The following is a 22402-nucleotide window of genomic DNA, read 5'->3' on the forward strand; positions in this document are numbered from 1 at the left end:
CTCACCCTTTCATCCTCACACCTCCGGCGCATCCACCGCCTGCCACATCTCCCATAGCCGGGCATACTCCCCGCCGCGTTCGACCAGCTCATCGTGGCTGCCCAGCTCGGCAACCCGCCCGTCGATCATCACGGCCACCCGGTCCGCGGCATGGGCGCTATACAGGCGATGCGCAATAGAAATAACGGTGCGCCCTTCCAGCACTCGGGCCAGGGCGCGCTCCGCCGAGCGCGCCGCATTCGGATCGAGCATCGCGGTGGCCTCGTCCAAAATAAGGATCTGCGGATCCAGCACAATAATGCGGGCCAGCGCCAACTGCTGGGCCTGCGCGGGCGAAAGCTCGCGCGCCCCGCCCGCCAGGCGCTCCTCCAGAGGCAGATCCAGTTCCACCGCCGCGAGCGCGGCCCGCATCTCCGCCTCGCTGGCATCGGCGCGGGCCATGCGCAGGTTATCGGCCACCGTCCCCACGAACACATGGTGCTCCTGCGTGACCAGCGACACCGTGGCATGCAGGTGATCCTCCCTAATCCGAGAAGCATCCGCCCCGCCGATCCGCACCACGCCCGATTCGGGCCGGTTGATTCCGGCGATCAGCCGGGCCAGCGTCGATTTCCCGGCCCCGGACGGCCCCACAATCGCCAGATGCTCACCGCTGCGCACCTCCAGATCCACGCCCTTGAGGGCGTAGGCGCGTGGCTCGCTAGGCCCGGCGTCGTCGTTCATGGTGCGGCCGTAACGGAAACGTACGCCGCGCAATTCGACATCGGTTCCGCGCGGCACGTCGGGGCGCGACTCGGGCGGCACCGTATCCACCCCGAAAATGCGGGCGAAGGACACCAGGGAATACTGGAGTTCGGTGATGAACCAGCCGAGCTCTTCGAGCGGGCCGGCCAGTTGGATCGCGAGCATCGTGACCGTGATGACCTGGCCGAGGGTCGCGGCGCCGCGCGGGATGAGCAGCGCACCCACCAGCGGCGTGACCAGGACCGGCAGCCACACGGACAGCGCCACGCCGGCGCGGAACAGCCACACGATGCCCGCGCCGTACGTTTCCACGCGCACGTGTTCCTCGATGAAGGTGCCCAGGCGCCCGAGGCGCACCCGCCCCAGGTTGAGGGCGTCGACGGTGGTTTTTTGGGTGACGGTTTCGGAAACCGAGCCGGCGAAAGCCGCGCGCACCGCGCTCCCCGCCTGGAAAACCGGGACGATGCGGCGCAGGAACCAGCGCACCACCGCGGTGACCAGCGCCGTGAGGAACAGCGTCCAGCCGAGGGCCGGGGCCGCCAGCAGCGCCGCGCCCAGCGAAACGCACACGGTGGTCACCAGCACCACCAGGCTGGAAATTCCACGTTGGATAAAGAATTGCACGCGGGTGATATCGTCCGTGGTGCGGCCGAGGAGATCCCCGGAGCCGGCGCTTTCCACCAGGTCAAGGGGCAGGTGGGTGATGCCGTGCACCACGCCGTCGCGCAGCTGGGCGAAGACCCGGTTGCCGAAGTATTCCGCGCGCAAATCCGCGAGGAAGGTGAATAGCGTGTGGACCACGACCGCCCCGAGCATGAGGGCGATGAGCGTGGCCGCGCGGGCGGCGGCTTCCGGGTGGCCGGCGATATCGATGGCGCGGCCGATCACGATGGGCGAGATGACGGCCGCGATGGCCGCCACCAATTGCAGCCCGACGACGAGGCTGAATTCGCCCAGGCGCCCGCGGACAATGCGCGCCAGGGCGCGCACGGAAAAACTGCGCGATGCGACGGGAAGGATCATGCCGGCTCCTCTCCGGGTTGCGGGGTTTTTGCGGCGGCGCGGTTTGCGGCGGCGCCGTTTGCGGAGACGGGGCGCGCCGCGGATTGCGGGTCTTCTCCGGTTCGTGGTTCTTCTCCGGTTTCCCGCACCACGATGCGGCGGTAGTCCGGGTGCTCGAGTAGGTGCGCGTGCGTGCCGCGCGCGATTTCTTTGCCGTCGCGGATAAGAACGACGACGTCAGCCGCGCCCAGCACCAGCGGGGATGCCGACACGACTACGGTGGTGCGCCCCTTCCTGGCCTGGGCCAGGGCCGCGGCGATACGAGCCTCGGTGTGGGAATCCACCGCGGAGGTGGGGTCCACGAGGATGGCGATCTCCGGGTCGGAGGCCAGCAGCCGGGCGAGCACCAGGCGCTGGCGTTGGCCACCCGAAACATTGCGGCCGCGCTCGGTCACGGTGCCGTCCAGGCCGCCTAGCGAATCCACGGCGTCGCGGGCCTGGGCCGCAGCCAGTGCTCGGTTGAGGCGGTCATCCGCGCTGGTATCCGCCGGGGCGTGCTGCTGGCCGGCCTGCCCGCTCGAATAATCCTCGAAGAGCTGAGGCAGGGTGCGGGCCGGAACAGCCGGGGCATGCTCGCCCTGGAGATTCTCGCGCAGAGTGCCGGCGAAAAGATCGGCGACCGGCCCGGAGTAGCGGATATGGGCGCGGAGTTCGTCCAGGGGGATATCGGAGGCGCGGGCTTCGCGCGGAGCGGGCGCCCCGCCCGGCCCACCGCTAGCTGGCGGGGCAGGCCAGCGCAGGCGGATGTCGGCGTCGTCGTTCATCCGCGCGAGCCGCGCCGCAATCGCGGTGCCCTCCTCCACGTTCGCGCCCACCACGGCGGTGAAGCGCCCGGCTTCGATGTGCAGATCCGCCGCGGCGTCGTACAGCGAAACCGCAGGCCAGGCCGGCGGGATCACGGTGCCGGTGTCGGGCAGCAGCGGTTCGGCCGCGAGCGCGCGCGTGATTTTTTTGGCGCTCACCCAGGCCGCGACCGCGGTGGTCGCGAAACTGGAGAACATGATGATGGGCATGGAGAGGATGGCGCAATAGCCGGCGAACGCGAAGAGTTCGCCGGCGGTGAGGTGCCCGCTGAGCAACATACTCACGCCCACCGTCACGATGACCGCCTGGAAAATAAGCGGGCCGCCGTTGGTTACGGTGGACATGAGGGCACGCGACGGGGCGGCGTCGAAACCGGCCTTTTTGACCGCTTCCGATTGTTCGCGGTAGCGCGCATTGTAGTAATCTTCTCCGCCGACGCCGCGCATCACCCGCAGCCCGACCACGCCGTCCGTGGCCAATGTGGTTAGTTTGCCCTGTTCTTCGCGCAGCGGCTCTCGCCATTTGGCCATGACGCGGGAAATCCAGGAAACCACCGCCATGACCAGCGGCAGGCCGATAATCACCGCGAGGCCAAGCGGTACGCTCATCCGCATCATGAGCACCGCCACCAGGGCGAAGGACAGCAGCGAGGCCAGGGTAGACGGGGTGTTGATGAGCATGGACCCGACCATGTAGGTATCCGAGTTGAGCACGGAGACGACGTCACCGGTTTGCATCTCCAGATCGGTGCGGCGCGGGAAAAGCCGGGCGGCGAGGGTGCGCTGCGGATGGATCATCGCCCGCATCCACAGCACGTTCTCGGGGATTTCCGTGCAGAGCGTGAGGGCAAGGATAAGAGTGGCGACGACGAAGGCCCCTGCCGGCGCGAGGAGCTCGGCGGTGATGCCGTGCTCCAGCCCGGAATCTAGCATTTTCCCGACGAAATGAATTTGGGCCACGCTGGCCACCGAGGTCAGGCAAGCTATCAGCGTGGTCAGCGCGATCAGCCCGGCGTTTTCGCGGGTAATGGCGAGGAGGAATGCGAGGGGCCGATTCGGGTAGGCGTGGATATGTTCCTCAGAAAAGCGCAGCGAGCGCGGGCGGAAGGCAGCGAAGCGGGAGATATGCGGGGCGGGTTTTGTGCGTGTGGCGGACGCGGCCGATGGCTGGGTCATGGGATTCCTCAAGATGCTGTGGTTCGAATATTCCGTGGAGGTGGAGCGGAGCACGCGAAAAATGCGGCGGTACGCGGAGTGAGCGCGAGTGCGCCAATGCACCTACCGGTGAGTGTTGCGTGCGTGACCTGGCGTGACTGCCGCGCTTCAACGCGAGGCGCCACGCCGATCTACAGGAATAGTTGAATGCCCATGTGCGGAATAGTAGCACAGAAATTCCGGGCGCCCTATAACCCCAAACCTCAGAATTCACACCAGCACCTGGGGAGGAGGTATGTGCTGTCAGAGGTGTACTTCGTATGTACGACATCCGCAGTACACCCCGGAAAACACATACCCGGTTCGGCGGCCTAAGCACTCAGAGTCGATGTCCATTGACCCGGGACCAGCAACGTCTAAGAATTGCCTTGTATGAATCGAAACACGGGGCGGAGCGATGGACACAACCAACTTCTCTACTTTCGACGCAAGTAAATACCTCGATAGTCAAGAGGCAATTGACGACTATCTGGCAATCGCGCAGGCAGAGGTGTCAGAATGCGCTTTCTGGGCCGTGTAGGCGCCATAGTGCGCGTTAGAGACACGAAATCGGGTACAAACGGTGCTCTCCCTCGCACTTTGTCTGCGGTCCCGGTTCGTACGGATCCAAGTCAGTTCTAAGCCAACGACACGCCGTCATTAGCAACTATTTTTGTCTATTAACCCGCAAACTCGGCTTATAGGCCGAAAAGCACAGAGCCACACCCGGAGATGTGGCTCGTGATTTGTGAAGGCGAAAATTTCGCCTTGACCACTACCGCTTCCGCGGGCGGGCAGCTGGGTGCCGGTTTAGTCCGAGGCCAGCTACGTATTGAGTATCGCAGCTCAGCGGTGTTGCCGTCCAGAGTTGAAATCAAAGACCCCGGCGGTAAGAGCGCCGGGGTCCCTAACTGAAAGGAGTTCGCGTGCGTAATCGCGAGACTACCGGCAGTAACTGTACGGCACAACGCCATTGAGCGCAATGGAAAATTGGGGGTAATGCCGGGTAATTCCATCTGGGGCGATATCGCCAAAACCGCTATGAGAAATGCTAGCGGTGCCAATATCAACTGTGGTGCTCAAGGGGGGAGTTGAACCCCCACGCCCTCACGGGCACACGGACCTGAACCGTGCGCGTCTGCCTATTCCGCCACTTGAGCAAGTGCACGTATGAGCTTATCGTCTCATCCCCGATTAGTCCAAGTTTTTGCAGCCCGAATTTACGTGAGACGCGTCGCAGCACCGCGCCGCCAGCTGGGCGTCGTCGCCCCACCACCCGCTCCGCTCACGGCGCGGAAGGTAGCGGCACACCGGCGCGGGCGATTACAGTCGCCTATAGAAGCCGCGGAAGCTTAACAAGTTGCAGAAGCTTGAGAACCCGCACAGGCTCACGAAGCTTCAGCGGCCGCCGAAGCTTGACGAGCTACAAAGGCTGAGAAGCTACAGAAGCGAACAGGAATAGGGAAGGGGCAGGGCCATGGGCGCCCTCGGGAAGTTTGAAAAGGGAGTGGAGAACGCCGTCGCCGGGGCGTTCCGCGTTTTCCAGTCCGAGCTGAAGCCGGTGGAAATCCTCACCGACATCAAAAAGGCCATGACGCGCGATGCCGCGGAGCTTTCCCGCGACCGCACCGTCGCCCCGAATGTTTTTACCGTTGCGCTCGCCCCGGCGGATCTGGCCCGGGTGGATTCCTGGGGCCAGGAAGCCCTCCGCGAGGAACTCGCCCGCTCCGCGGTGGAATACGCCACCGAACAGGACTATCTTTTCGTCGGCCCGATTGAGATCACATTCGAGGAGGATCCCCAGTTGCGCGAAGGAACAGCACGCACCCGGACAACCACGCAGCGCGGCGCCATCGCCCCGGCCACTCGCAGCGCCGGCACGGAGGAAAACCCGCTCATCCAGGTGGGGCGGGACCGCTACCTCCTCACCGGCACCACCGCAATCATCGGCCGCGGCTCCGATTGCGATATCAGCGTGGACGATTCTGGCATCTCCCGCCACCACCTCGAACTCCAGGTCACCCCGAACGGCGTGATCGCCACGGATCTCAACTCCACAAACGGCACCTTCGTGGAAGGCCACCGCATTAGCGCGGCCACCCTGGTGGACGGCAATACCATCACCATCGGCCGCACCCACATTATGTTTTGGACCGGAACGGCATCCGCCTCATGAATCTCGCAATAACCTTATTGCGCTTCGGTTTTCTAGCGCTGCTGTGGCTGTTCATTTTCGCCGTCGTGCTGACGGTGCGCCGCGATGTGCTGGGAACGGACGTGCGCCGTCGTTCTTCTCTTCTTTCGGCACGACGCCGCAGCATCCACGCGCCCGCCCCCGCGGAAAACGACTCCCCCGCAGCGCCTGCCGCGCCCGTCGAACGGCCCGTCTACCTGGTGGTGACCGGCGGTCCGCTGCTGGGAACCGCGGTGCCGCTCAGCTCGCAACCGGTCTATATCGGGCGTGCCCCGGATAATACGCTCGTCTTGGATGATACCTACGCCTCCGGGCATCACGCCCGTATTTTCGCGGCGGAGGGCCGGCGCTGGGTGGAGGATCTGGGCTCAACAAACGGTACCCTGGTAGGGGGGATCCGCATTAACGGCTCGGCCGCGCTGGACCCCGGCGTTGTTATTCAGGTGGGGGAAACCACGATGGAGCTACAAGTTTGAGTATTCAGCTACGCTACGCGGCGTTTTCCGATGTCGGCCTGGTTCGTTCCAATAACCAGGACGGTGGCTACGCCTCGCCTCATTTGCTCGTGGTGGCAGATGGAATGGGCGGGGCGGCCGCCGGGGATATCGCCTCATCGGTGACGGTGGGTCATTTGGTGGCGGTGGATGATGTGCACGCCGCCGATGATTTGCTGCCGTTGCTGCGCCGCGCGGTGGAGGCCGCGCATGACGATATGCTCGCGCTCGTTGCCGAGAACCCGAAAATGGCGGGTATGGGCACCACCTGTATCGCGATGCTGCGGGCCTCGAATAAGCTCGCGATGGTTCATATTGGTGATTCGCGGGCGTATTTGTTGCGCGATGGGAAGCTCGGGCAGGTCACGCATGACCACACCCTGGTTCAGTACCTCGTGGATCACGGCCGGCTCACCCCGGAGGAAGCCGAACACCACCCGCAGCGCAATGTGATTATGCGGGCGCTCGGGGATACGCCCGGCGAGGTGGAGCTGGACGAATCCGTGCGGGAAGCCCGGGTGGGGGACCGCTGGCTGCTGTGCTCGGACGGCCTGTTCGGCGTGGTTGCGCACGACACCATCGAGCACGCGATGTGCGCGATCCCGGACCTGCACCAGCTGGGCGAACACCTCATTGATTTAGCGCTGGCGGCCGGCGCGCCCGATAACGTGACGGTTATTCTTGCGGATGTTATTGACGACGCCGCACTTACCAGCCCGCTGCCCTCTCAGCCGATCGTGGTGGGTTCGGCGGCGCGCGATTACCGGAGGCCCACCCGCGGGGGGAATTCCGCCGCGGCCAAGGCGGCGACGCTGACGCGGAATGCGAATGCCGGGGCTGGCGCGGGTGCTGGGGCTGGCGGCGCTGCCTCATCAGATCAGGCCCGGTCAGCAACTTCGAGCGGTAATAGCAGCCATAGCAGTAATCCTGACTCTAGCGCGGGTGAAGCTGGCTCAGGGACCGGCACCGCTTCCGGCGCTGGCACAGTTTCGGGTGCGGCTTCTGGTGCGGGCCGCAAGAATAAATCGGCAAAAAGTGGCCCGGCGTGCGGAGCCGCCGGCCGCGAAAACTCGGGCGCGGAGGGTGCGCCCCGCGCGCGCTGGGGGGCTCGGCTGGCTGTTATTCTCACGGTTCTGGCCCTGGCGGTGGCCGGCCTGTTCGGAGCTTATCGCTGGACCCAAAGCCGCTACTACGTGGCCAATAACAATGGCATCGTCACCATTTACCGGGGAATCCCGCAGCGGCTCGGTCCGCTGGAGTTCTCCCACGCAGCGGAAGCTACTGATCTTCAGGTCCGTGACCTCACTCCGGTGGCCCAAGATCGGCTAGCCACGCCCATCACGCGCGCTTCGCTGCGCGAAGCGCGCGCCGTCGTCGCCGCCCTTCGTGAACAAAAAGCACAGAACAACGAACCTACGCCAGCGCCCGCGAGCGCGAGCCCCGCGCCGAGCGCTCCGGCCGTGCCGGCACCGGGAGCGCCCGCCCCGGCACCCGGGCAGAGCGCGCCCGCACCAGAACAGCCGGCGCCTGCCGCAAACGCCCCCGCCCCCGCGAACCCGGGAGAGAACCGATGAGCACGGTGGTTCCCCCGCGCACGCGCCGCGGCCGCTGGCCCGAGATCACCCTGCTGCTCCTGGCCGGAGCCATCGGGGTGGGCGCCTATTACCTGGTGTGGACCGGGCTGGGTAATGCCGCGCTACCGCCCAGCTTCGCGCTGGTGGTGGGGGCCGGCGCCGCGCTGGTTTTCGCCTGCCACCTGCTCATTCGCGCGCTGTGCCCCTACGCCGACCCGGTGCTCTTCCCCTGCGCCATCGTGCTCAACGGGCTGGGCCTGGCCATGATTTACCGGGTGGACGCGGCGGCGGAAACGGATCACGCCCGCAGCCAGCTCATCCTCACCGCCGGGGCGCTGGTGTTCTTCGCCATCACCATCCTTGCGGTGCGTAATTACCGGGTGCTGCAAAATTACATGTGGACCTCCCTCATCGCCGGGGTGGTGCTGCTCCTGCTGCCGCTCAGCCCGCTGGGCCGCACCCTCAACGGATCGCGCCTGTGGATTGCGGTGGGCGGGATGTCCTTCCAGCCGGCCGAAGTCGCGAAAATCTGTTTCGCGGTGTTCTTCGCGGCCTACCTCGTGACCGAACGCGATAACCTGGCGCTGGCCGGCCCGAAAATCCTGGGGATTCGCCTGCCCAAAGCCCGCCATATCCTCCCGGTGCTCATCGCCTGGGCGCTGTGCATGGGCGTGCTCGTTTTTGAACGCGATTTCGGCACCGCGCTGCTGTTCTTCGGGCTCTTCGTGGCGATGCTGTGGGTGGCTACCGAGCAGGTGTCCTGGCTGGCCATCGGCGGCCTCCTCACCGTGGGCGGTGTGTGGTTCATTTCGACGACGGTTTCCCACGTGCAGGCGCGCTTCGCCATCTGGCTCAACCCCTTCGACCCGGAACTGTACGACGCCGTCGGCGGCTCCTACCAGGTGGTTCAGGGGCTCTTCGGCATGGCCTCCGGGGGGCTCTTCGGGGCGGGGCTGGGGCGCGGCTACCCGAACCTGGTTTACGCGGCGCATTCCGATTTCATTTACGCCTCTTTCGCCGAGGAACTCGGCCTGGTGGGCGTGGGTGCCATCCTGTGCATCTACCTGCTTCTCATCAGTCGCGGCATGCGGGTTGCCCTGGAATCGCGCGATGGCTTCGGCAAACTCCTCGCTTCCGGGCTGTCTTTCGTGCTCGGGCTGCAATGCTTCATCGTTATCGGCGGGGTGACGCGCATTATCCCGCTGACCGGCCTGGCCCTGCCTTTCCTCGCGCACGGCGGCTCGGCACTGCTGACGAACTGGATCATTATCGCGCTGCTGATCCGCATGTCGCACACCGCCCGCCGCCCGGAAGAAGCACGCCCGCTGCCCACCACCGATGAACTCGCGATCCTGCGCGGGAACGCCGATGAGGGCGTTAGTGAGGGCGACGACGACGCGCGCCGCGCCCCGCGCGGCGCGGAAAGCTCCACCGGCGGGGCTCACACGGCGGCCGCGGGTTCCCGACCCGCGGGCGGCGACGCCCACACAGAGGTGGTGCGCCCGTGAATCGCCCTATCCGCCAGCTCGTCGCGGTCCTCGCGGTCATGTTCTTAGGTTTGGCCGGCTCCACCACCGCGATCCAGTTCTTCCAGGCCGCCAGCCTCAACGCCAATGCGTGGAATGTGCGGACGCTCTACCGCGAATACGGCACCCAGCGTGGTCCCATTATCGTGGCCGGGGAATCCATTGTTTCCTCCCAGCCCATCGACGATGCCTACAACTACCTGCGCGTTTACGAGCGCCCGGAGATTTATTCGAATCTCACCGGCTACTACTCCATCGCCCATAACTCGATGACGGGCTTGGAACGCGCCATGAACCCGGTCCTGGGCGGCTCGGATTCCTCCCTGGCCGGTCAACGTATCGAAGAGCTCATTACCGGCTCCCAACCCCAGGGCGGGGGCGTTGAGCTCACTATCGATCCCCAGCTCCAGGAGGCCGCAGCCGCCGCGCTGGGTAACCAGCGCGGCGCCGTCGTCGTACTTAATTCCCGCACCGGAGATATTCTGGCGCAGGTCTCCACCCCCGGATTCGACCCGAACGGCGTGGCCACGCACGATACCGCGGCCGCGCGCGACAACTATCAGGCTCTCGAAACCGATCCCACCACGCCGCTCATCGACCGGGCGACCGGCGGGGACCAGTACGCGCCCGGCTCGTCGTTCAAGCTGCTTACCGCCACCGCGATGATTGAGAACCTCGGGCTGAGCCCAGATTCGCTGGTGGAGGCCCCCCGCACCTTCGTGCCGCCGGGGACCACGCACGATATGTGGAATCCGGGGCAGGCCGCCTGCGGAGACGGCTCCGGGAAAGTTACGCTTACCGAGGCGTTCGCGCAATCGTGCAATACGCCGTTCGCGATCGGCGGGATCGCGGTGGGCCCGGAAAAAATGGTGGCGCAAGCCGAAAAATTCGGTTTCAATAGCGAGCTTTCCACGCCGCTACCCGTTTCCGCTTCGCGTTTCCCCGCCCCCGCGGACGCCGCGGCGCTCGCCATGGATTCCATCGGCCAACGCGATATTCGGGTCACCCCGATGCAGATGGCGATGGTCGGTGCGGCGATTGCCAATGACGGCGTGGTGATGAAACCGAATCTGGTGCGCCGCACTCTCACCGCGGATCTCGAACCCGTGAGCGAAAGCGAACCGGAAGTGCTCTCCCGCGCGATGAGCCAGCAAACCGCGGGCTATATGCACCAGATGATGGTCAATGAGGTCAAGAACGGCACCGGGTACCTCTTCACCCTCCCCGGGATTGAAACCTCCGGGAAAACCGGGACCGCGGAAATCACGAACGATATCCCCCCGCACGCGTGGTTCGTGGGGAATGCGACCATCGGGGACACGGCCTATACCGTGGCCGTGGTGGTCGAAAATTCGGGCAATGCCGTGTGGAATGGCGACGGTGGCTCCGTTGCCGCCCCCCTTGCCCGCACAGTACTTGAAGCTAAGGTGAACTAAGCAGATGCTCAGCAGAAAGGTGACGCGACGTGAATGATATCCCCCGCGTACTCGGCAACCGCTACCAGGTGGGCGAGATCATCGGTCGAGGCGGTATGGCCGAAGTACATCTCGGCTACGACACCCGGCTCTCACGCACGGTAGCGATTAAAATCCTGCGCACCGACCTGGCGCAGGATGCCACCTTCCTGGCCCGTTTCCGGCGTGAGGCGCAATCGGCGGCCGCGCTCAACCACCCCTCCATTGTGTCCGTGTATGACACCGGGGAAGAAACCGTGACTTCCGCGAGCGGCACCGAGCTGGCGCTGCCCTATATCGTCATGGAATACGTCAAGGGCCGCACCGTGGCCTCCCTGCTGCACGGCGGGGACCCGGTACCCATCGGGGAGGCCGTGCAGATCGTGGTGGGGGTGCTTTCCGCGCTGGAATACTCCCATCACGAAGGCATCATTCACCGCGATATCAAGCCGGGCAATATTATGCTCACCACCGGCGGCAAGGTGAAGGTCATGGACTTCGGGATCGCCCGCGCGATTGCCGATTCCGCTGCCACGATGACGCAAACGAACTCCGTGGTGGGCACCGCCCAGTACCTCTCCCCCGAGCAGGCGCGCGGGGAAGTGGTGGATGCGCGCTCCGACCTGTATTCCACCGGCTGCGTGCTGTATGAGCTGCTCACCGGGCGCCCGCCCTTCGTGGGTGATAGCGCGGTGGCGGTGGCCTACCAGCATGTTTCTGAAACTCCCAAGCCGGCTTCCCAGATCGCTTCCGATATCCCGGACGCCATTGACCGCGTGGTCATGAAATCCCTGGCGAAGAGCCGCGAGGACCGCTACCAGGACGCCGCCGAATTCCGCGCGGACCTGTTGGCTGCGGCGCGTGGGGAAGGCGTGGACGCCCCGGCGGTTTCCTCCTGGAATGCTTACGGGGCGGGGGCGATTGGCGCGGCTGGTGTTGGCGCGGCTGGTGTTGCCGGTGCCGGTATTGGCGCGGCCGGGGCGAATGCCGCGACGGCCGCTACGCAAGCCTATTCGGCCACTAACGCCCGCCCCGCCTCCACCACCGCTTATCCCACCGCGACCGCTGGGGGCGCCGGCGGTGCCGGTGCAGGTGCCGCGGGCGGTGCCGGTGCGGGCGGTGCCGGTGCAGGTGCGATTTCTAGTACGACGGCGCAGCCGGGCGGCGCGCCCACCTACCCGGGTGGGTACCCGACGGGCGCCTACCCCGGGGCCTACCCCACGGGCAGCTACCCCACCGGGAGCTATCCCGGTTATGACCCCACGGCAACCGGAGCGCAACCGCCGGTAAAGAAGAAGTCCAGTGCGCCCTTCATTTGGGGCGGGGTGGCTCTGCTTGTTATTGCCCTGGGGATCCTGGGCTGGTTCTTCCTGTCCGGGCGGGGCGACTCCGCCGAACCGCAACCCACCGAAACCGCGGTGGCGCAGGTGGCGATCCCCGATATGGTGGGGTGGACCGAGGTGCAGGCCAGCCAACAGCTCACCAGCTTGGGCCTGGAATTCGTGCGCGGCACGGATGTGTCCAGCGATACCGTGGACAAGGGGCTGGTTGTGTCCTCCAATCCGGCGATGCGGAGCACCGTGGATGTGGGCAGTCGCGTGACCTTGCATTTCTCCTCCGGTCCGTCCGCCGTGCAGGTTCCCGATGTGGTGGGGATGAGCACGGATCAGGCCTCCCAGGCGCTACGCGCGGCGGGGCTGACCGTGGGCGGTATGGAGCAGGTTAATGACCCGAGCGAGGACCGCGACCGGGTGGTGTCTACCAGCCCGAATGTGGGCGAAAGCGTGAAGCCGGGCAGTACCGTGAAGCTGCAGGTAGCCAGCGGCAATGTGGCAGTTCCGGATGTACGCGGAATGAGCGTAGATGAAGCGCGGGCGGCGCTGCGCGATGCTCGCCTCACGGTCGTGGGCCAAAGCGAGCAGGAGGTCACCGACCCGGCGAAGGTCGGCAAAGTCGTGGATGCGAGCATTGCTCCGGGCACCGTGGTTCAGCGCGATACCGAGATGCGTATTACCGTGGGCATCGCCCCGGCACCCACTCCCACCCCGAGCACTCCGCCCGCCGGCTCCGGTTCTGGTGGTTCCGGCTCTGGCGGATCGGGAGGTAACGGTGGCGCGGGCGGCGCGCACCCCAACCCCGCACCTACCGGGCAGGGGAACGGGTAAGTAGCTACCGGGAACCGGGTCGCTCGCGGATCGGTCCGCAAAATGCAACCACAACTACATTAACTTTTCCAAATCGTGCGCTGGCGTTGCTTTTTGTGAGCTCCTAGCCCAGAGTGTTGCTTTCTGCAGCGCCTGTGTGCTGAGGCGTTGCTTTCTGAGACCTTCCGCGTCGAGAAGTTGCATTTTACAAGCTATCGCGTTGTGGTGTTGCTATTTGCCGGCGCTCATGCCGAGAGGTTGCATTATCCGAGCACCCCGCCCGCCGGCTTTCCGCTTTCCTATTTTCTAGCCGGCGGGCAGGGGTGTCTTTTCCGGAGTGTACTGCACGTGTCTTACATACTAAGTACAGCTCTGACAACACGTACCGCCCCCGCAGGGGCTGGTACCGTGCTACCGTGTGCTAGCTGTGGTCCGGCTAACCCCGTGGCCCAGCTACTGCGTGATGGTGGTATCCTGCGGGCGGAAAACGGTATTTATCCAGGGGAAAACCCACTCAAAGAGCGCGAAAACAATCGCGGCGATAATGATAAGGGCCTCGATGACCTTCAACCACGTCGGGCCGGGCAGGTGCCGCCAAATAAATCCGTACATTGCATGCTCCGTTTCTTCTTCACGTATATCTGCTAGTGCCCACCCCGGGGCGAGCCGACCGCCTACTTTTTACTTCACCAGCTCCGCCGGGGCGCCCTCGGCGGCGTCGACCCAATGATCGAGGGTGGCGTAGGTAATCCAGCGGTCGCTGGACACAAAGGGCGGATGGCAGGTGGTAATGGTGAGGATGCGCTGGGTGGGCGCCTCCTCCGGCTTATTCGGTACCGGCGCCAGCACGCCTACCTGTGTGGGCGGCACAACCTCATGCTCGGTGACCTTGTAGACGTAGTAGGCGTTCTTGGTTTGCACAATAATCGGGTCGCCTGGTTGGAGCTCAGGCACATCGCGCATGGCCGCGCCGTACGTCTGGCGGTGCGCGGTGATCGCGTAATTACCGATCTCCCCAACGTACTGGGTATCCGGGTAATGCCCAAAACTCCCGGTATCCACCACGGCTTCCAGGTCCACCCCGTATTTGACGGTGTAGCGCCAATCGGCACCGAAGCGCGGGGTGTAAATAATGCCTTCCAGGTCACCCGTGCGATTTACGTGATCCGGGGCCGGCGGGGCGTCGGTGCGCGGGGTCCCCACCTTGGTGGTGCCGCGCGGATCGCCCCATTGCTTATTGACGGTTTCGATCTGCTGGGCCTGATCGCGGTTCGCGCCCAGGTCAGTCCAGTAGACCTGCCACACGATAAAGAGGCCCACCACGATTCCCGCGGTAATGAGCAGCTCCCCGATCACGCCGATAATTGCGTTGAGGATGCCGCCGCGGCGCCGGGCGGGTGCGCCTGCCCGGGTTGTGCTGACGGTGGCGGTGGCGGCCGGCGCGGCAGGCTGCTGCGGCGTCGTACCTGCACTGGCGGTAGCCGGGCGGTACCGCCCCACAGCTTCGTGCCGCGGAGCGCGAGCCGCGTTTCCTTCCGCCGCGCGCCTTCCCGCACGGCGCCCTCGTTCGGGCTGCTGTTCGCGCATAGTCTCACCTTCCACTGCCACCGGATTCGTACTAGAAACAGAATAGTGGTTTCGGCTCGAAAAATGCGGTGAGATAACTCCCCTCACTTTTAGGAACGACGACGCCGCTACGCCCGCGCGCCACCCGCCAGCGGCCGTGCACATGGCCCCGCGCCGGCTTTTGTGAAAAAATACCAGAGGAATCGCGCGATTGAGCGCGCCACCGGGCGCGTTACTTCGTTAGGCTTAGGGGCGGAAGGAACCGCGGAAGGTAGAACATGACAGATCAACAGTTTGACGAACCCGAACTTTCGGAAGCCACCGGCAACGCTGCCCCGGCTCGGAAGTCGCGCAAGAGCTCTGCTCCCTCGGCGAAGGACGTGCGCCGCCCCGGCACCAAGCGCGATATTGCGGCGCAGGCCACTCGGGAAAAGGATGAGGCGAAGCGCTCCCGTAAGGTCGCGCAGAAGGATCGCCGCTCGCCGAGCTGGTGGGCGCCGGTCATGTGTACGCTCATGATTATCGGCCTTATCGTGGTGGTGCTCGCTTACGTGACGGGTGGCCGTTTCCCCATTCCGGGGTGGAATAACGGCAATCTGTTCCTCGGCTTCGGCTTCATGATCGTGGGCTTCCTCATGACGATGGGGTGGAAGTAGCCGATGGGGAAAGCAGTGAAGCGGGTCGGTATCCTCACTGCCGGCGGTGATGCCCCTGGCCTCAATGCCGCCATCCGCGGGTTTGGTAAAGCCGCGATGGGCAAGTACGGCATGGAGCTGGTGGGGTACCGCAACGGTATTACCGGGCTCGTCAATAACCGCTATATGCCGCTGGATTCGGATTCGCTGGCCGGGATTTTGACGCAGGGTGGCACGATGCTGGGCACCTCGCGCGATAAGGTTCATAAGTTCCCGGACGGCAACGGCGGGTACGTGGATATGATTCCGCAGATCGCCCAGAACCTCGAAGATGAGCATATCGATGCGCTGGTGTGCATCGGCGGGGGCGGGACCGCGAAGAACGCGAATCGGCTGGCGCAGGCCGGGCTGCCCGTTATCCACCTGCCCAAAACCATCGATAACGACATCATGCACACGGACACCAGCTTCGGTTTTTCGACGGCGCTGTCTATCGCCACCGATGCTATTGACCGGCTCCATTCCACCGCCCATTCCCATCACCGCATTATCGTGGTGGAGCTGATGGGGCATCGGGCCGGGTGGCTTACGCTGGGTGCCGGGATTGCCGGAGGTGCCGATATTATTCTCATCCCGGAGATCCCGTATTCGATTGAGTCGTGTGCGGCGTCGATCCGGCGGCGGGCGGAAAATGGGCGGCCTTTCTCCGTGGTGGCCGTGGCCGAAGGCGCGCATTCTATTCCGGTGGCAGCCCAGCTGGCCGCCGCCAATGACCTAGTACGCCACGCCCCCACCCCGGAGGCGAAAGAGGCGGCGAAGAGCCACCGGCGTTCCATTGAGGAAAACGAGCGCGAATCTACTTTCCTGGTGGCGCAGCAGCTGGAGGAGGCCACCGGCTTGGAGGCACGCGTAACCATCCTTGGCTACGTGCAGCGCGGGGGAATTCCCGACGCCGCGGACCGGCTGCTGGGAACCGTGCTGGGGAGCGCGGCCGCCGATGTGGTGGCGCACGGGAAATCCGGCGTGATGATCGCCTCCCAGAACGGGCAGGCCGTGCCGGTGCCGCTCGAGGATGTGGCCGGGAAGGACAAGTTGGTCCCGGTGGATCACCCCTGGGTGGCCGCGGCGCGCGCCGTCGGCACCAGCCTGGGTGAGGCGCTCTAAGCGACAAACCCTCGCGTCACTGACCGAGAAGTGGCGCATGTAGACACAACCGCGGGCCGGAAGTTTGGAACTGATCCAAACAACCGGCCCGCGCTGTATATGTGCCACGGCGGCTGATCGCTAGCGGCGCACCGCCGGGGTATCGGTTCCGTTTCCGTCCCAATCGCCCACGTAGAGCTCGTCGCTCACGCGCCCGTAGGTGAGCACAGAATCAGCATCACCAGCACCCAGCGAGTTCTTGACGTAGATGTTGTTGGCCCGCCGGACCGCGAAAGTATCGCGGCCATCGCCGTCGAAATCACCCAGGATGGTGGCATCTCCAGCGCGCCCGTAAGCGAATACATGATCCGCGATTCCCGAGGAGATGTGGTTCTTCACGAAGTAGGTGCTACCGCGGCGCACCGCGAAAGTATCGATACCGTCTCCGTTGAAGTCACCGGCGTACACGGTGTCCCCGTAGCGGCCGTAGTTAATGACCTGGTCGGCGTTCCCGCTGTGGAGCGAGTTGAGAACATAGAAGGTATTGCCGCGCCGGACCGCGAAAGTATCGCGGCCATCGCCGTCGAAATCACCGACGAGGATCTCATCGCCCACCCGTCCGTAGCTGAAGGCAATATCGGCGGCACCCCCGTCCACGGAGTTCTTCACGTAGATCATATTGCCGCGGCGCACCGCGAAAGTATCCGTACCGTCGCCATTCCAGTCACCGACAAGCACTTCATCGCGGGCTCGGCCATAGGAGAACACCGAGGATGCCTGGGTGGATGTCCAGTCATTCGACACGTAGAACACGTTGCCGGTATCTGCCGGGCGCCCCGGGGTATCGATCCGGTCCACCCACTCTTGGGCGCGCAGCACCTCAGCTTCGGCCTTGGCGAGCTTCGCGATAAGATCGCTAGCTTCGGAAAGTTTGGCATCAATGTCCTTGAAATGCGCCAGGGCCTCGGCGCGGGACTTCTTGGTTTCCGGGAAGCTCTTTTGGGCCTTGAGCGCTTCGTCGTAGGAGTGTTTGGCAACGAAGTGGACGCTGCGAGCGCTCTTCAAAGTATCCCTGGCCTGATCGAGTTTCGCCCGCGCGGCCGGATCTTCCTTACCCGCATTCGCGCGCTGGAAGGCATCCTGTGCTTCCACCACCGCGCGGCGCGCCTCGGGAGTCCCGTGGGTCATATTTTCCCGCGCACTCCCGATATATCCATCCAGGCGGGCCAGGTACTCAGCGGTGGTGTAGCCGGGTAGGTAGCTCTGGCTAAATCTATCCCCGCGCCCGAAAGTATTGCCAAAGAAGTACGTGGGATGCGCATCATAATCTGCGATGGCGAAGCCGGTAACCACGTACTCCGGCTTAATAATATTGAGGTAGTGGCCAATTTTTGGGTAGTCGCGCACGCCCCGGTCATACTCTGCTTTTTCCTTGTCATACCACAGGGTGAAGGGATCCCCATTGCGGCTGGGCATGGCGGCAATATTCTCCCCGTAATTGAAACCACCCACGTGATCGAAGAAGCCGCCGTGCACATTCACATTGGCATTGACCTGGGCACGAGCCATAAGAGCGGAAGAAATCTTCAGCGGGGCAAGCCCGTGGCGCGCCCGCAGCTCATTGAGCTTATCCACGCGCTGAATTGAGTCGCGCATGAGATCCAGATTAGTGGCGTCGCCAGGCTGCCCGAAACGGGTGTATTGCGGAATCGGAACATCGTTCACGGTACCCGTCTCAGAGAAAGCCTCAACCGCGGCCGTATCCCCCATCGCCTCGAAGAATCCGAGCGAGCCGCGATTCCAACGGGCCTGGGCTTCCCGCTTGGAGGCCTCGAGCGCAGCATTCGCGCTATCCATCTGGCGTTGCGCCGCTGCTACGGCCGCCGGATCAGGCTGGGTGGCGGCGTTGTATTCCGCCTGAGCCTGATCGAATTCACGCTGAGCCGCCGCAAGCTGGGTTGCGGCATCGTCGTACGTCTTCTTCACCTGATCGAAGTTATCGACGTAGTACTTTTCCTGGTTATACCGCGCTTCCCAGGTGCTGCGGTCCTTAGCTGCCTTGGCCCATTCCTGCGCGAGTTTGCGCGCTTCGGCCACATCAATCCCTTTGGCTTCCAGCTCAGCGACGATGGCGTCGCGATCTTTAATAGCTTTGGCCAGGCAGGCCCGCATCTGATCCGGGGTCATTTTTCCCGCGCCGCACACCAGCCGGGCTGGCTCTTGCGCAGGGGCGGCGGGCAGGGCCTGGACTGCCAGCGGGGCGAGAAGCGTTCCCGCCAACATGAGTGCTGTTGTGCGCATATGTGTCTCCTTCGATCAGCGCTATACTCCCAGGTAATTTTCAGAATATAGGCATACACATTGAAAAATAAGTGACCCTGCGCACTATCACGAAGTCCGCGAAACCGCCCGGAGCACATACCCAGCTCAGGGCCCCGTTATCCCCAACCGGGGATAACCCTGTGGATAATTACATCGATGTTATTTGGGTGCGAATTGCGAGGTGGCGGCGGCGTCGTACCAAGAAAAAGAACGACGGCGCAGCGTGCCGCCCCCCTACCGGTACCCGAAGAAAACCGCGGCCACCAGGAATGCCGCGCCGAGCAGCAAAATCGCGATGTCGCGGGCGGTGAGCGCGCGAGAGACGTGACGCCGGCGGGAAATAAAAGCCATGAGCAGCGCGCCCATAAGAAGCCCGCCCACGTGAGACTGCCAGGAAATATTGGTGCCGGGCAGGAAGCTGATCGCCAGGTTGATCGCGATGACCACGGCCATTTGGGTGAAGCTGCCGCCGAAACGCCGCAGCACCACGAACATCGCCGCGAAAATGCCGAAAACCGCGCCGGATGCGCCGACGGTGCCGGTGTAGTAGTCGATGTCGGTGGAGACCGTGTAAAGGACCATGACGTTCCCGGCCACCGCGCTGAGCAGGTACAACCCCAGGAAACGCCACCAGCCGATCATGCGCTCGAGCACCGAACCGATCAGCCACAGCGCGTACATATTGAAAAGTAAATGCGTGAAGCCGGCGTGCATGAAAGTGGAGGAGATGAAACGGTAGGGCTCTTCGTGGGCGATACCGGGGGCGAAAATGAGGACTTGCCCCACGCGCGCGTCGAGCCATTGGGCCAGCAAAACCGCCACGTTTACCACAATAAGCGTGATGGTGACGTAGGGAACGGGTTTGCGGATCTGAAGACGGCGCTTCTTGGGAACGTTGTGCACTTTCGGCCTCTCTGCGCGGTCATCCCGCTCGACAACTCTGCATTAAGCGTACCGGACAGCGCGCGGGTGTGAGCGATAAGGCAGCTAAGCGCCGGGCTTGGCGAGGCGGTAACGCTGCTTCGGGCTCGTCTTCGGTTCGGTGCGCTGCACCTCGCCCTCGGTAACCAGCGTATTAAGAACCGCTCGGGTGCCGCCCAGGCTAATTCCGGCAGCTCCGGCCAGTTCACGGCTGGTGGCGCTGGCATGCGTGCGCAAATAGTCGAGAATACGTTCACGCGAGGAGGTCCCCGCAGCGGCACCCTGCTCCGCGGGTGTCATGCGGCGGCGCTCGAAAGTCAGACTAAAACTATCCAGGCGGTCGACAGGCCGCGCGGGGGGAAGCATTTCCCGCTCCAGCTGAGTCATAATTTCCTGATAGCCACTCCCCCGGTTTTCCGCCACAAAACCACCTTCTTCGAAGGGCGTAGATTCCAGCAGCCGAGCCAGGAATTGATTTCGTGTGGAGGAGAGTCCGGTTGTACCCAGGGAATCAATGGTGACCGTGCCGAATAGCCCACCCGGATTGATTACCTCCAAACGATCCGCGTAGAGGTTCAACTGCACCTGCGTACCGCGCGCCACCGGAGAATAATCGCGATGCATCAGCGCATTCGTGAGCGCCTCACGCACCGCAACGAGCGGATAATCCACAAGGTCATGCCGAAAAGCACCGCGCACCACGCCACCCACGCGCATATTTTTTGCGACGACGCCGACACCGTCGGCCACCAGGCTAGGAATGGGACCCGCCAGAGTCCCCGAGTCCAGATGCCGCTGCCCGGAAAGCGAGGAAGCTTTCGTTGATCCCGGATATACCGCGTAGGTGACCGTGAGGCGCGGGAAGAATTCCTGGGGATAGGTACCGAGGCAGAGGAGGCCGGCAAGGGTGGGATGGAGCTTCCCGTCCACGCCCGTGCCGACAATACGCAACTGTGCCATCGCGGTTTCGTCCGGTAGTTTCCCGAAAATGCGCGGATGGTTGAGACGTTCGCGTTCCAGAACCGCGTGGACTAAATCATCATCGAGGGAGTCGAGGCCGGCTTCTTCCACCAGGTCGGTATCCCAATGCGGTTGTGTTTTGTTTTCCAGGAGGCGGTCAATTTCGTAGGCGGATAATTTGCGATCACCGTCGCCGGTGCGGATGAAGGAACCACCGTATACATTGCGGGCGGTGACGTAGCAGGGTTTATCGCGTGGCTGGAGCGGTGGGATAGCGGCCATGACCAGCGTGATGTCCCCGTACGGAACCATGGAAATATCCGCGCGCACCGGAGGCGTGAGGTTATCGCTACACACACCCGCGAGCGCATCATAGATTCGCGTTGCCGAGAAATGAGGAACCGGTGTGAAACCATGCGCCTCATCAAGCCCAAGAACAATCAAACCGCCCGAACCATTGCTGAAGGCTGAGAGTGTCTCCACGATGCTTTTCGGCAAACCGTGCGCGGCTGCTTTCACCTCGATGTGCTGAGAGTCGCGCCCCTGTTGGCGAAAATCTTCAACAAGGCGATCCGTTTCCTCGCTTGTTGTGGGGATGTGCATACTGCCATCCTACGAACTCTCAACTTAACACTCAACTCAACACTCATGTATGTGAGTGTTAAGTTGAGTGTTGGGATGAGTGTTACCGGCACGTATTACGTAACCCGGCTCGCGAGCGCGCGAAATCTAGCTATAGGCGATTTGACCAGGTTATTTAGCGCCTTATCCACCCTCTCATCCATTCCTAACCCAAGTAAAAATATGGGCGCACCCGCAAGCTCTCAACTTAACACTCAACTCAACACTCATGTGTGTGAGTGTTGAGTTGAGTGTTCGGATGAGTGTTGAGTTGAGTGTTCCGGCGCGGTGGGCAGCGGCGCGTGTAACAGAAGGGCCAGCGGAGCGGGCAGCAATGGAGCGGGCGGCGGCGCGGACATACAAAAGCGGGGCGGTACCTGGGCACCACCCCGCTCATCACGTATGCGGAAACTTCGCTTATTGCTTAGTCGATAACCTCGACAGAGGAAATCACCACGTCATTGAGCGGGCGATCATTCCCGCCGGTGGGAACCGCGGCGATCTTATCCACAACCTTGACGGATTCCTCATCGGCTACCTTCCCGAAGATGGTGTGCTTGCCGAGCAGCCACGGGGTGGGGGCCACCGTGATGAAGAACTGCGACCCGTTGGTGCCCTTGCCGAAGCGAGTGCCGGCATTGGCCATGGCCAGCACGTAGGGGGCGTCAAAGTTGAGGCCGGGAGCGATTTCGTCGTCGAACGTGTAACCGGGACCACCGGTGCCGTTACCGAGCGGATCCCCGCCCTGAATCATGAAACCGGAGATCACGCGGTGGAAGATCGTTCCGTTGTACAGCGGATCGGTCGAAGCCTGACCGGTGGCGGGATTGGTCCATTCGCGTTCACCGCGAGCTAGTCCGGTGAAATTAGCGACCGTTTCGGGCGCTTCGTTCGGGAAGAGTTCGACGCGAATATCGCCTTCGCTTGTGTGAAAAATTGCTTCCATGCGCTCAAGTCTCGCACACCTCATGGTTTTATGCCACGCGAAAAGCAAACGTGATTCAAGTGACAAATAGGGTGCGAAAAGTGAAACAATAGAGGGGTA

The 22402-nt window shown here is 63.5% G+C and carries 16 protein-coding genes and 1 tRNA gene; 8 read left to right on the plus strand and 9 right to left on the minus strand.

From position 1 onward, the window contains the following. Positions 1–15: 15 nt before the first annotated feature. The 3 genes from QP305_RS02885 to QP305_RS02895 all read right to left on the minus strand — a co-directional run bounded on the left by QP305_RS02885 (position 16) and on the right by QP305_RS02895 (position 4963). Positions 16–1767, minus strand: coding sequence for an ABC transporter ATP-binding protein (locus QP305_RS02885; RefSeq protein ID WP_284903898.1), 1752 nt, complete (start codon positions 1765–1767; stop codon positions 16–18). Further along, on the minus strand, positions 1764–3785 hold the full coding sequence (locus QP305_RS02890) for an ABC transporter transmembrane domain-containing protein (RefSeq protein ID WP_284903899.1): 2022 nt from the start codon (positions 3783–3785) through the stop codon (positions 1764–1766). Before QP305_RS02890 ends, QP305_RS02885 begins: the two co-directional genes overlap by 4 nt. A 1091-nt stretch (positions 3786–4876) precedes the next feature. Further along, positions 4877–4963, minus strand: a tRNA-Leu gene (locus tag QP305_RS02895). 317 nt (positions 4964–5280) lie between these two features. Between QP305_RS02895 and QP305_RS02900 the strand changes: the two genes are divergently transcribed. From QP305_RS02900 to pknB, 6 genes are read left to right on the plus strand one after another with little or no spacing between them, the layout of a single operon-like run. Then, entirely contained in the window at positions 5281–5979 is a 699-nt protein-coding gene (locus QP305_RS02900; protein WP_087070127.1) for an FhaA domain-containing protein, read from the plus strand. Further along, a complete protein-coding gene (locus tag QP305_RS02905) occupies positions 5976–6473 on the plus strand; it encodes an FHA domain-containing protein FhaB/FipA (protein ID WP_087070128.1) in 498 nt (165 codons plus the stop codon). Before QP305_RS02900 ends, QP305_RS02905 begins: the two co-directional genes overlap by 4 nt. After that, the gene (locus QP305_RS02910) at positions 6470–8065 is read left to right on the plus strand and encodes a PP2C family protein-serine/threonine phosphatase (protein WP_284903900.1); all 1596 of its coding nucleotides are present in this window, start codon (positions 6470–6472) and stop codon (positions 8063–8065) included. Before QP305_RS02905 ends, QP305_RS02910 begins: the two co-directional genes overlap by 4 nt. Beyond that, positions 8062–9573, plus strand: coding sequence for an FtsW/RodA/SpoVE family cell cycle protein (locus QP305_RS02915; protein ID WP_284903902.1), 1512 nt, complete (start codon positions 8062–8064; stop codon positions 9571–9573). Before QP305_RS02910 ends, QP305_RS02915 begins: the two co-directional genes overlap by 4 nt. Then, positions 9570–11027, plus strand: coding sequence for a penicillin-binding transpeptidase domain-containing protein (locus QP305_RS02920; RefSeq protein WP_274732494.1), 1458 nt, complete (start codon positions 9570–9572; stop codon positions 11025–11027). Before QP305_RS02915 ends, QP305_RS02920 begins: the two co-directional genes overlap by 4 nt. 29 nt (positions 11028–11056) lie before the next feature. Next, positions 11057–13210, plus strand: a complete 2154-nt coding sequence (pknB, locus tag QP305_RS02925; RefSeq protein ID WP_274732496.1) for a Stk1 family PASTA domain-containing Ser/Thr kinase — start codon at positions 11057–11059, stop codon at positions 13208–13210. Positions 13211–13642: 432 nt separating this feature from the next. Here pknB and QP305_RS02930 read toward each other — a convergent pair whose 3' ends face one another. Then, a complete protein-coding gene (locus tag QP305_RS02930) occupies positions 13643–13801 on the minus strand; it encodes a hypothetical protein (protein ID WP_164545900.1) in 159 nt (52 codons plus the stop codon). Positions 13802–13870: 69 nt separating this feature from the next. Next, a complete protein-coding gene (locus QP305_RS02935; RefSeq protein WP_284903904.1) occupies positions 13871–14776 on the minus strand; it encodes a class E sortase in 906 nt (301 codons plus the stop codon). A gap of 257 nt (positions 14777–15033) precedes the next feature. On the opposite strand from QP305_RS02935, the gene QP305_RS02940 reads away from it, so the two are divergent. Beyond that, positions 15034–15411: a cell division protein CrgA gene (locus tag QP305_RS02940; protein ID WP_126135064.1), complete on the plus strand. Its 378-nt coding sequence runs from the start codon at positions 15034–15036 to the stop codon at positions 15409–15411. Positions 15412–15414: 3 nt separating this feature from the next. Continuing rightward, entirely contained in the window at positions 15415–16554 is a 1140-nt protein-coding gene (locus QP305_RS02945; RefSeq protein WP_026428940.1) for a 6-phosphofructokinase, read from the plus strand. A 120-nt stretch (positions 16555–16674) separates the two neighbouring features. On the opposite strand, the gene QP305_RS02950 is transcribed toward QP305_RS02945, so the two are convergent. The 4 genes from QP305_RS02950 to QP305_RS02965 form a co-directional block, all read right to left on the minus strand. Next, a complete protein-coding gene (locus tag QP305_RS02950; RefSeq protein ID WP_274732503.1) occupies positions 16675–18834 on the minus strand; it encodes a CAP domain-containing protein in 2160 nt (719 codons plus the stop codon). Between the two features lie 255 nt (positions 18835–19089). Continuing rightward, positions 19090–19758: a rhomboid family intramembrane serine protease gene (locus QP305_RS02955; RefSeq protein WP_274732505.1), complete on the minus strand. Its 669-nt coding sequence runs from the start codon at positions 19756–19758 to the stop codon at positions 19090–19092. Positions 19759–19842: 84 nt separating this feature from the next. Beyond that, positions 19843–21339, minus strand: a complete 1497-nt coding sequence (locus tag QP305_RS02960; protein ID WP_274732507.1) for an ATP-binding protein — start codon at positions 21337–21339, stop codon at positions 19843–19845. Between the two features lie 442 nt (positions 21340–21781). Then, the gene (locus tag QP305_RS02965; RefSeq protein WP_087070133.1) at positions 21782–22303 is read right to left on the minus strand and encodes a peptidylprolyl isomerase; all 522 of its coding nucleotides are present in this window, start codon (positions 22301–22303) and stop codon (positions 21782–21784) included. Between the last annotated feature and the right edge of the window lie 99 nt (positions 22304–22402).

It is taken from the genome of Actinotignum timonense (assembly GCF_030216305.1).
GTDB lineage: Bacteria > Actinomycetota > Actinomycetes > Actinomycetales > Actinomycetaceae > Actinotignum > Actinotignum timonense_A.

Excerpts from the sequence above, each read along its gene's own strand:
- QP305_RS02935 (WP_284903904.1), bottom strand. The coding sequence starts at position 14,776 with ATGCGCGAACAGCAGCCCGAACGAGGGCGCCGTGCGGGAAGGCGCGCG.
- QP305_RS02950 (WP_274732503.1), bottom strand. The coding sequence starts at position 18,834 with ATGCGCACAACAGCACTCATGTTGGCGGGAACGCTTCTCGCCCCGCTG.
- QP305_RS02915 (WP_284903902.1), top strand. The coding sequence starts at position 8,062 with ATGAGCACGGTGGTTCCCCCGCGCACGCGCCGCGGCCGCTGGCCCGAG.
- QP305_RS02930 (WP_164545900.1), bottom strand. The coding sequence starts at position 13,801 with ATGTACGGATTTATTTGGCGGCACCTGCCCGGCCCGACGTGGTTGAAG.
- QP305_RS02890 (WP_284903899.1), bottom strand. The coding sequence starts at position 3,785 with ATGACCCAGCCATCGGCCGCGTCCGCCACACGCACAAAACCCGCCCCG.
- QP305_RS02900 (WP_087070127.1), top strand. The coding sequence starts at position 5,281 with ATGGGCGCCCTCGGGAAGTTTGAAAAGGGAGTGGAGAACGCCGTCGCC.
- QP305_RS02965 (WP_087070133.1), bottom strand. The coding sequence starts at position 22,303 with ATGGAAGCAATTTTTCACACAAGCGAAGGCGATATTCGCGTCGAACTC.
- QP305_RS02960 (WP_274732507.1), bottom strand. The coding sequence starts at position 21,339 with ATGCACATCCCCACAACAAGCGAGGAAACGGATCGCCTTGTTGAAGAT.
- QP305_RS02905 (WP_087070128.1), top strand. The coding sequence starts at position 5,976 with ATGAATCTCGCAATAACCTTATTGCGCTTCGGTTTTCTAGCGCTGCTG.
- QP305_RS02940 (WP_126135064.1), top strand. The coding sequence starts at position 15,034 with ATGACAGATCAACAGTTTGACGAACCCGAACTTTCGGAAGCCACCGGC.
- QP305_RS02945 (WP_026428940.1), top strand. The coding sequence starts at position 15,415 with ATGGGGAAAGCAGTGAAGCGGGTCGGTATCCTCACTGCCGGCGGTGAT.
- QP305_RS02885 (WP_284903898.1), bottom strand. The coding sequence starts at position 1,767 with ATGATCCTTCCCGTCGCATCGCGCAGTTTTTCCGTGCGCGCCCTGGCG.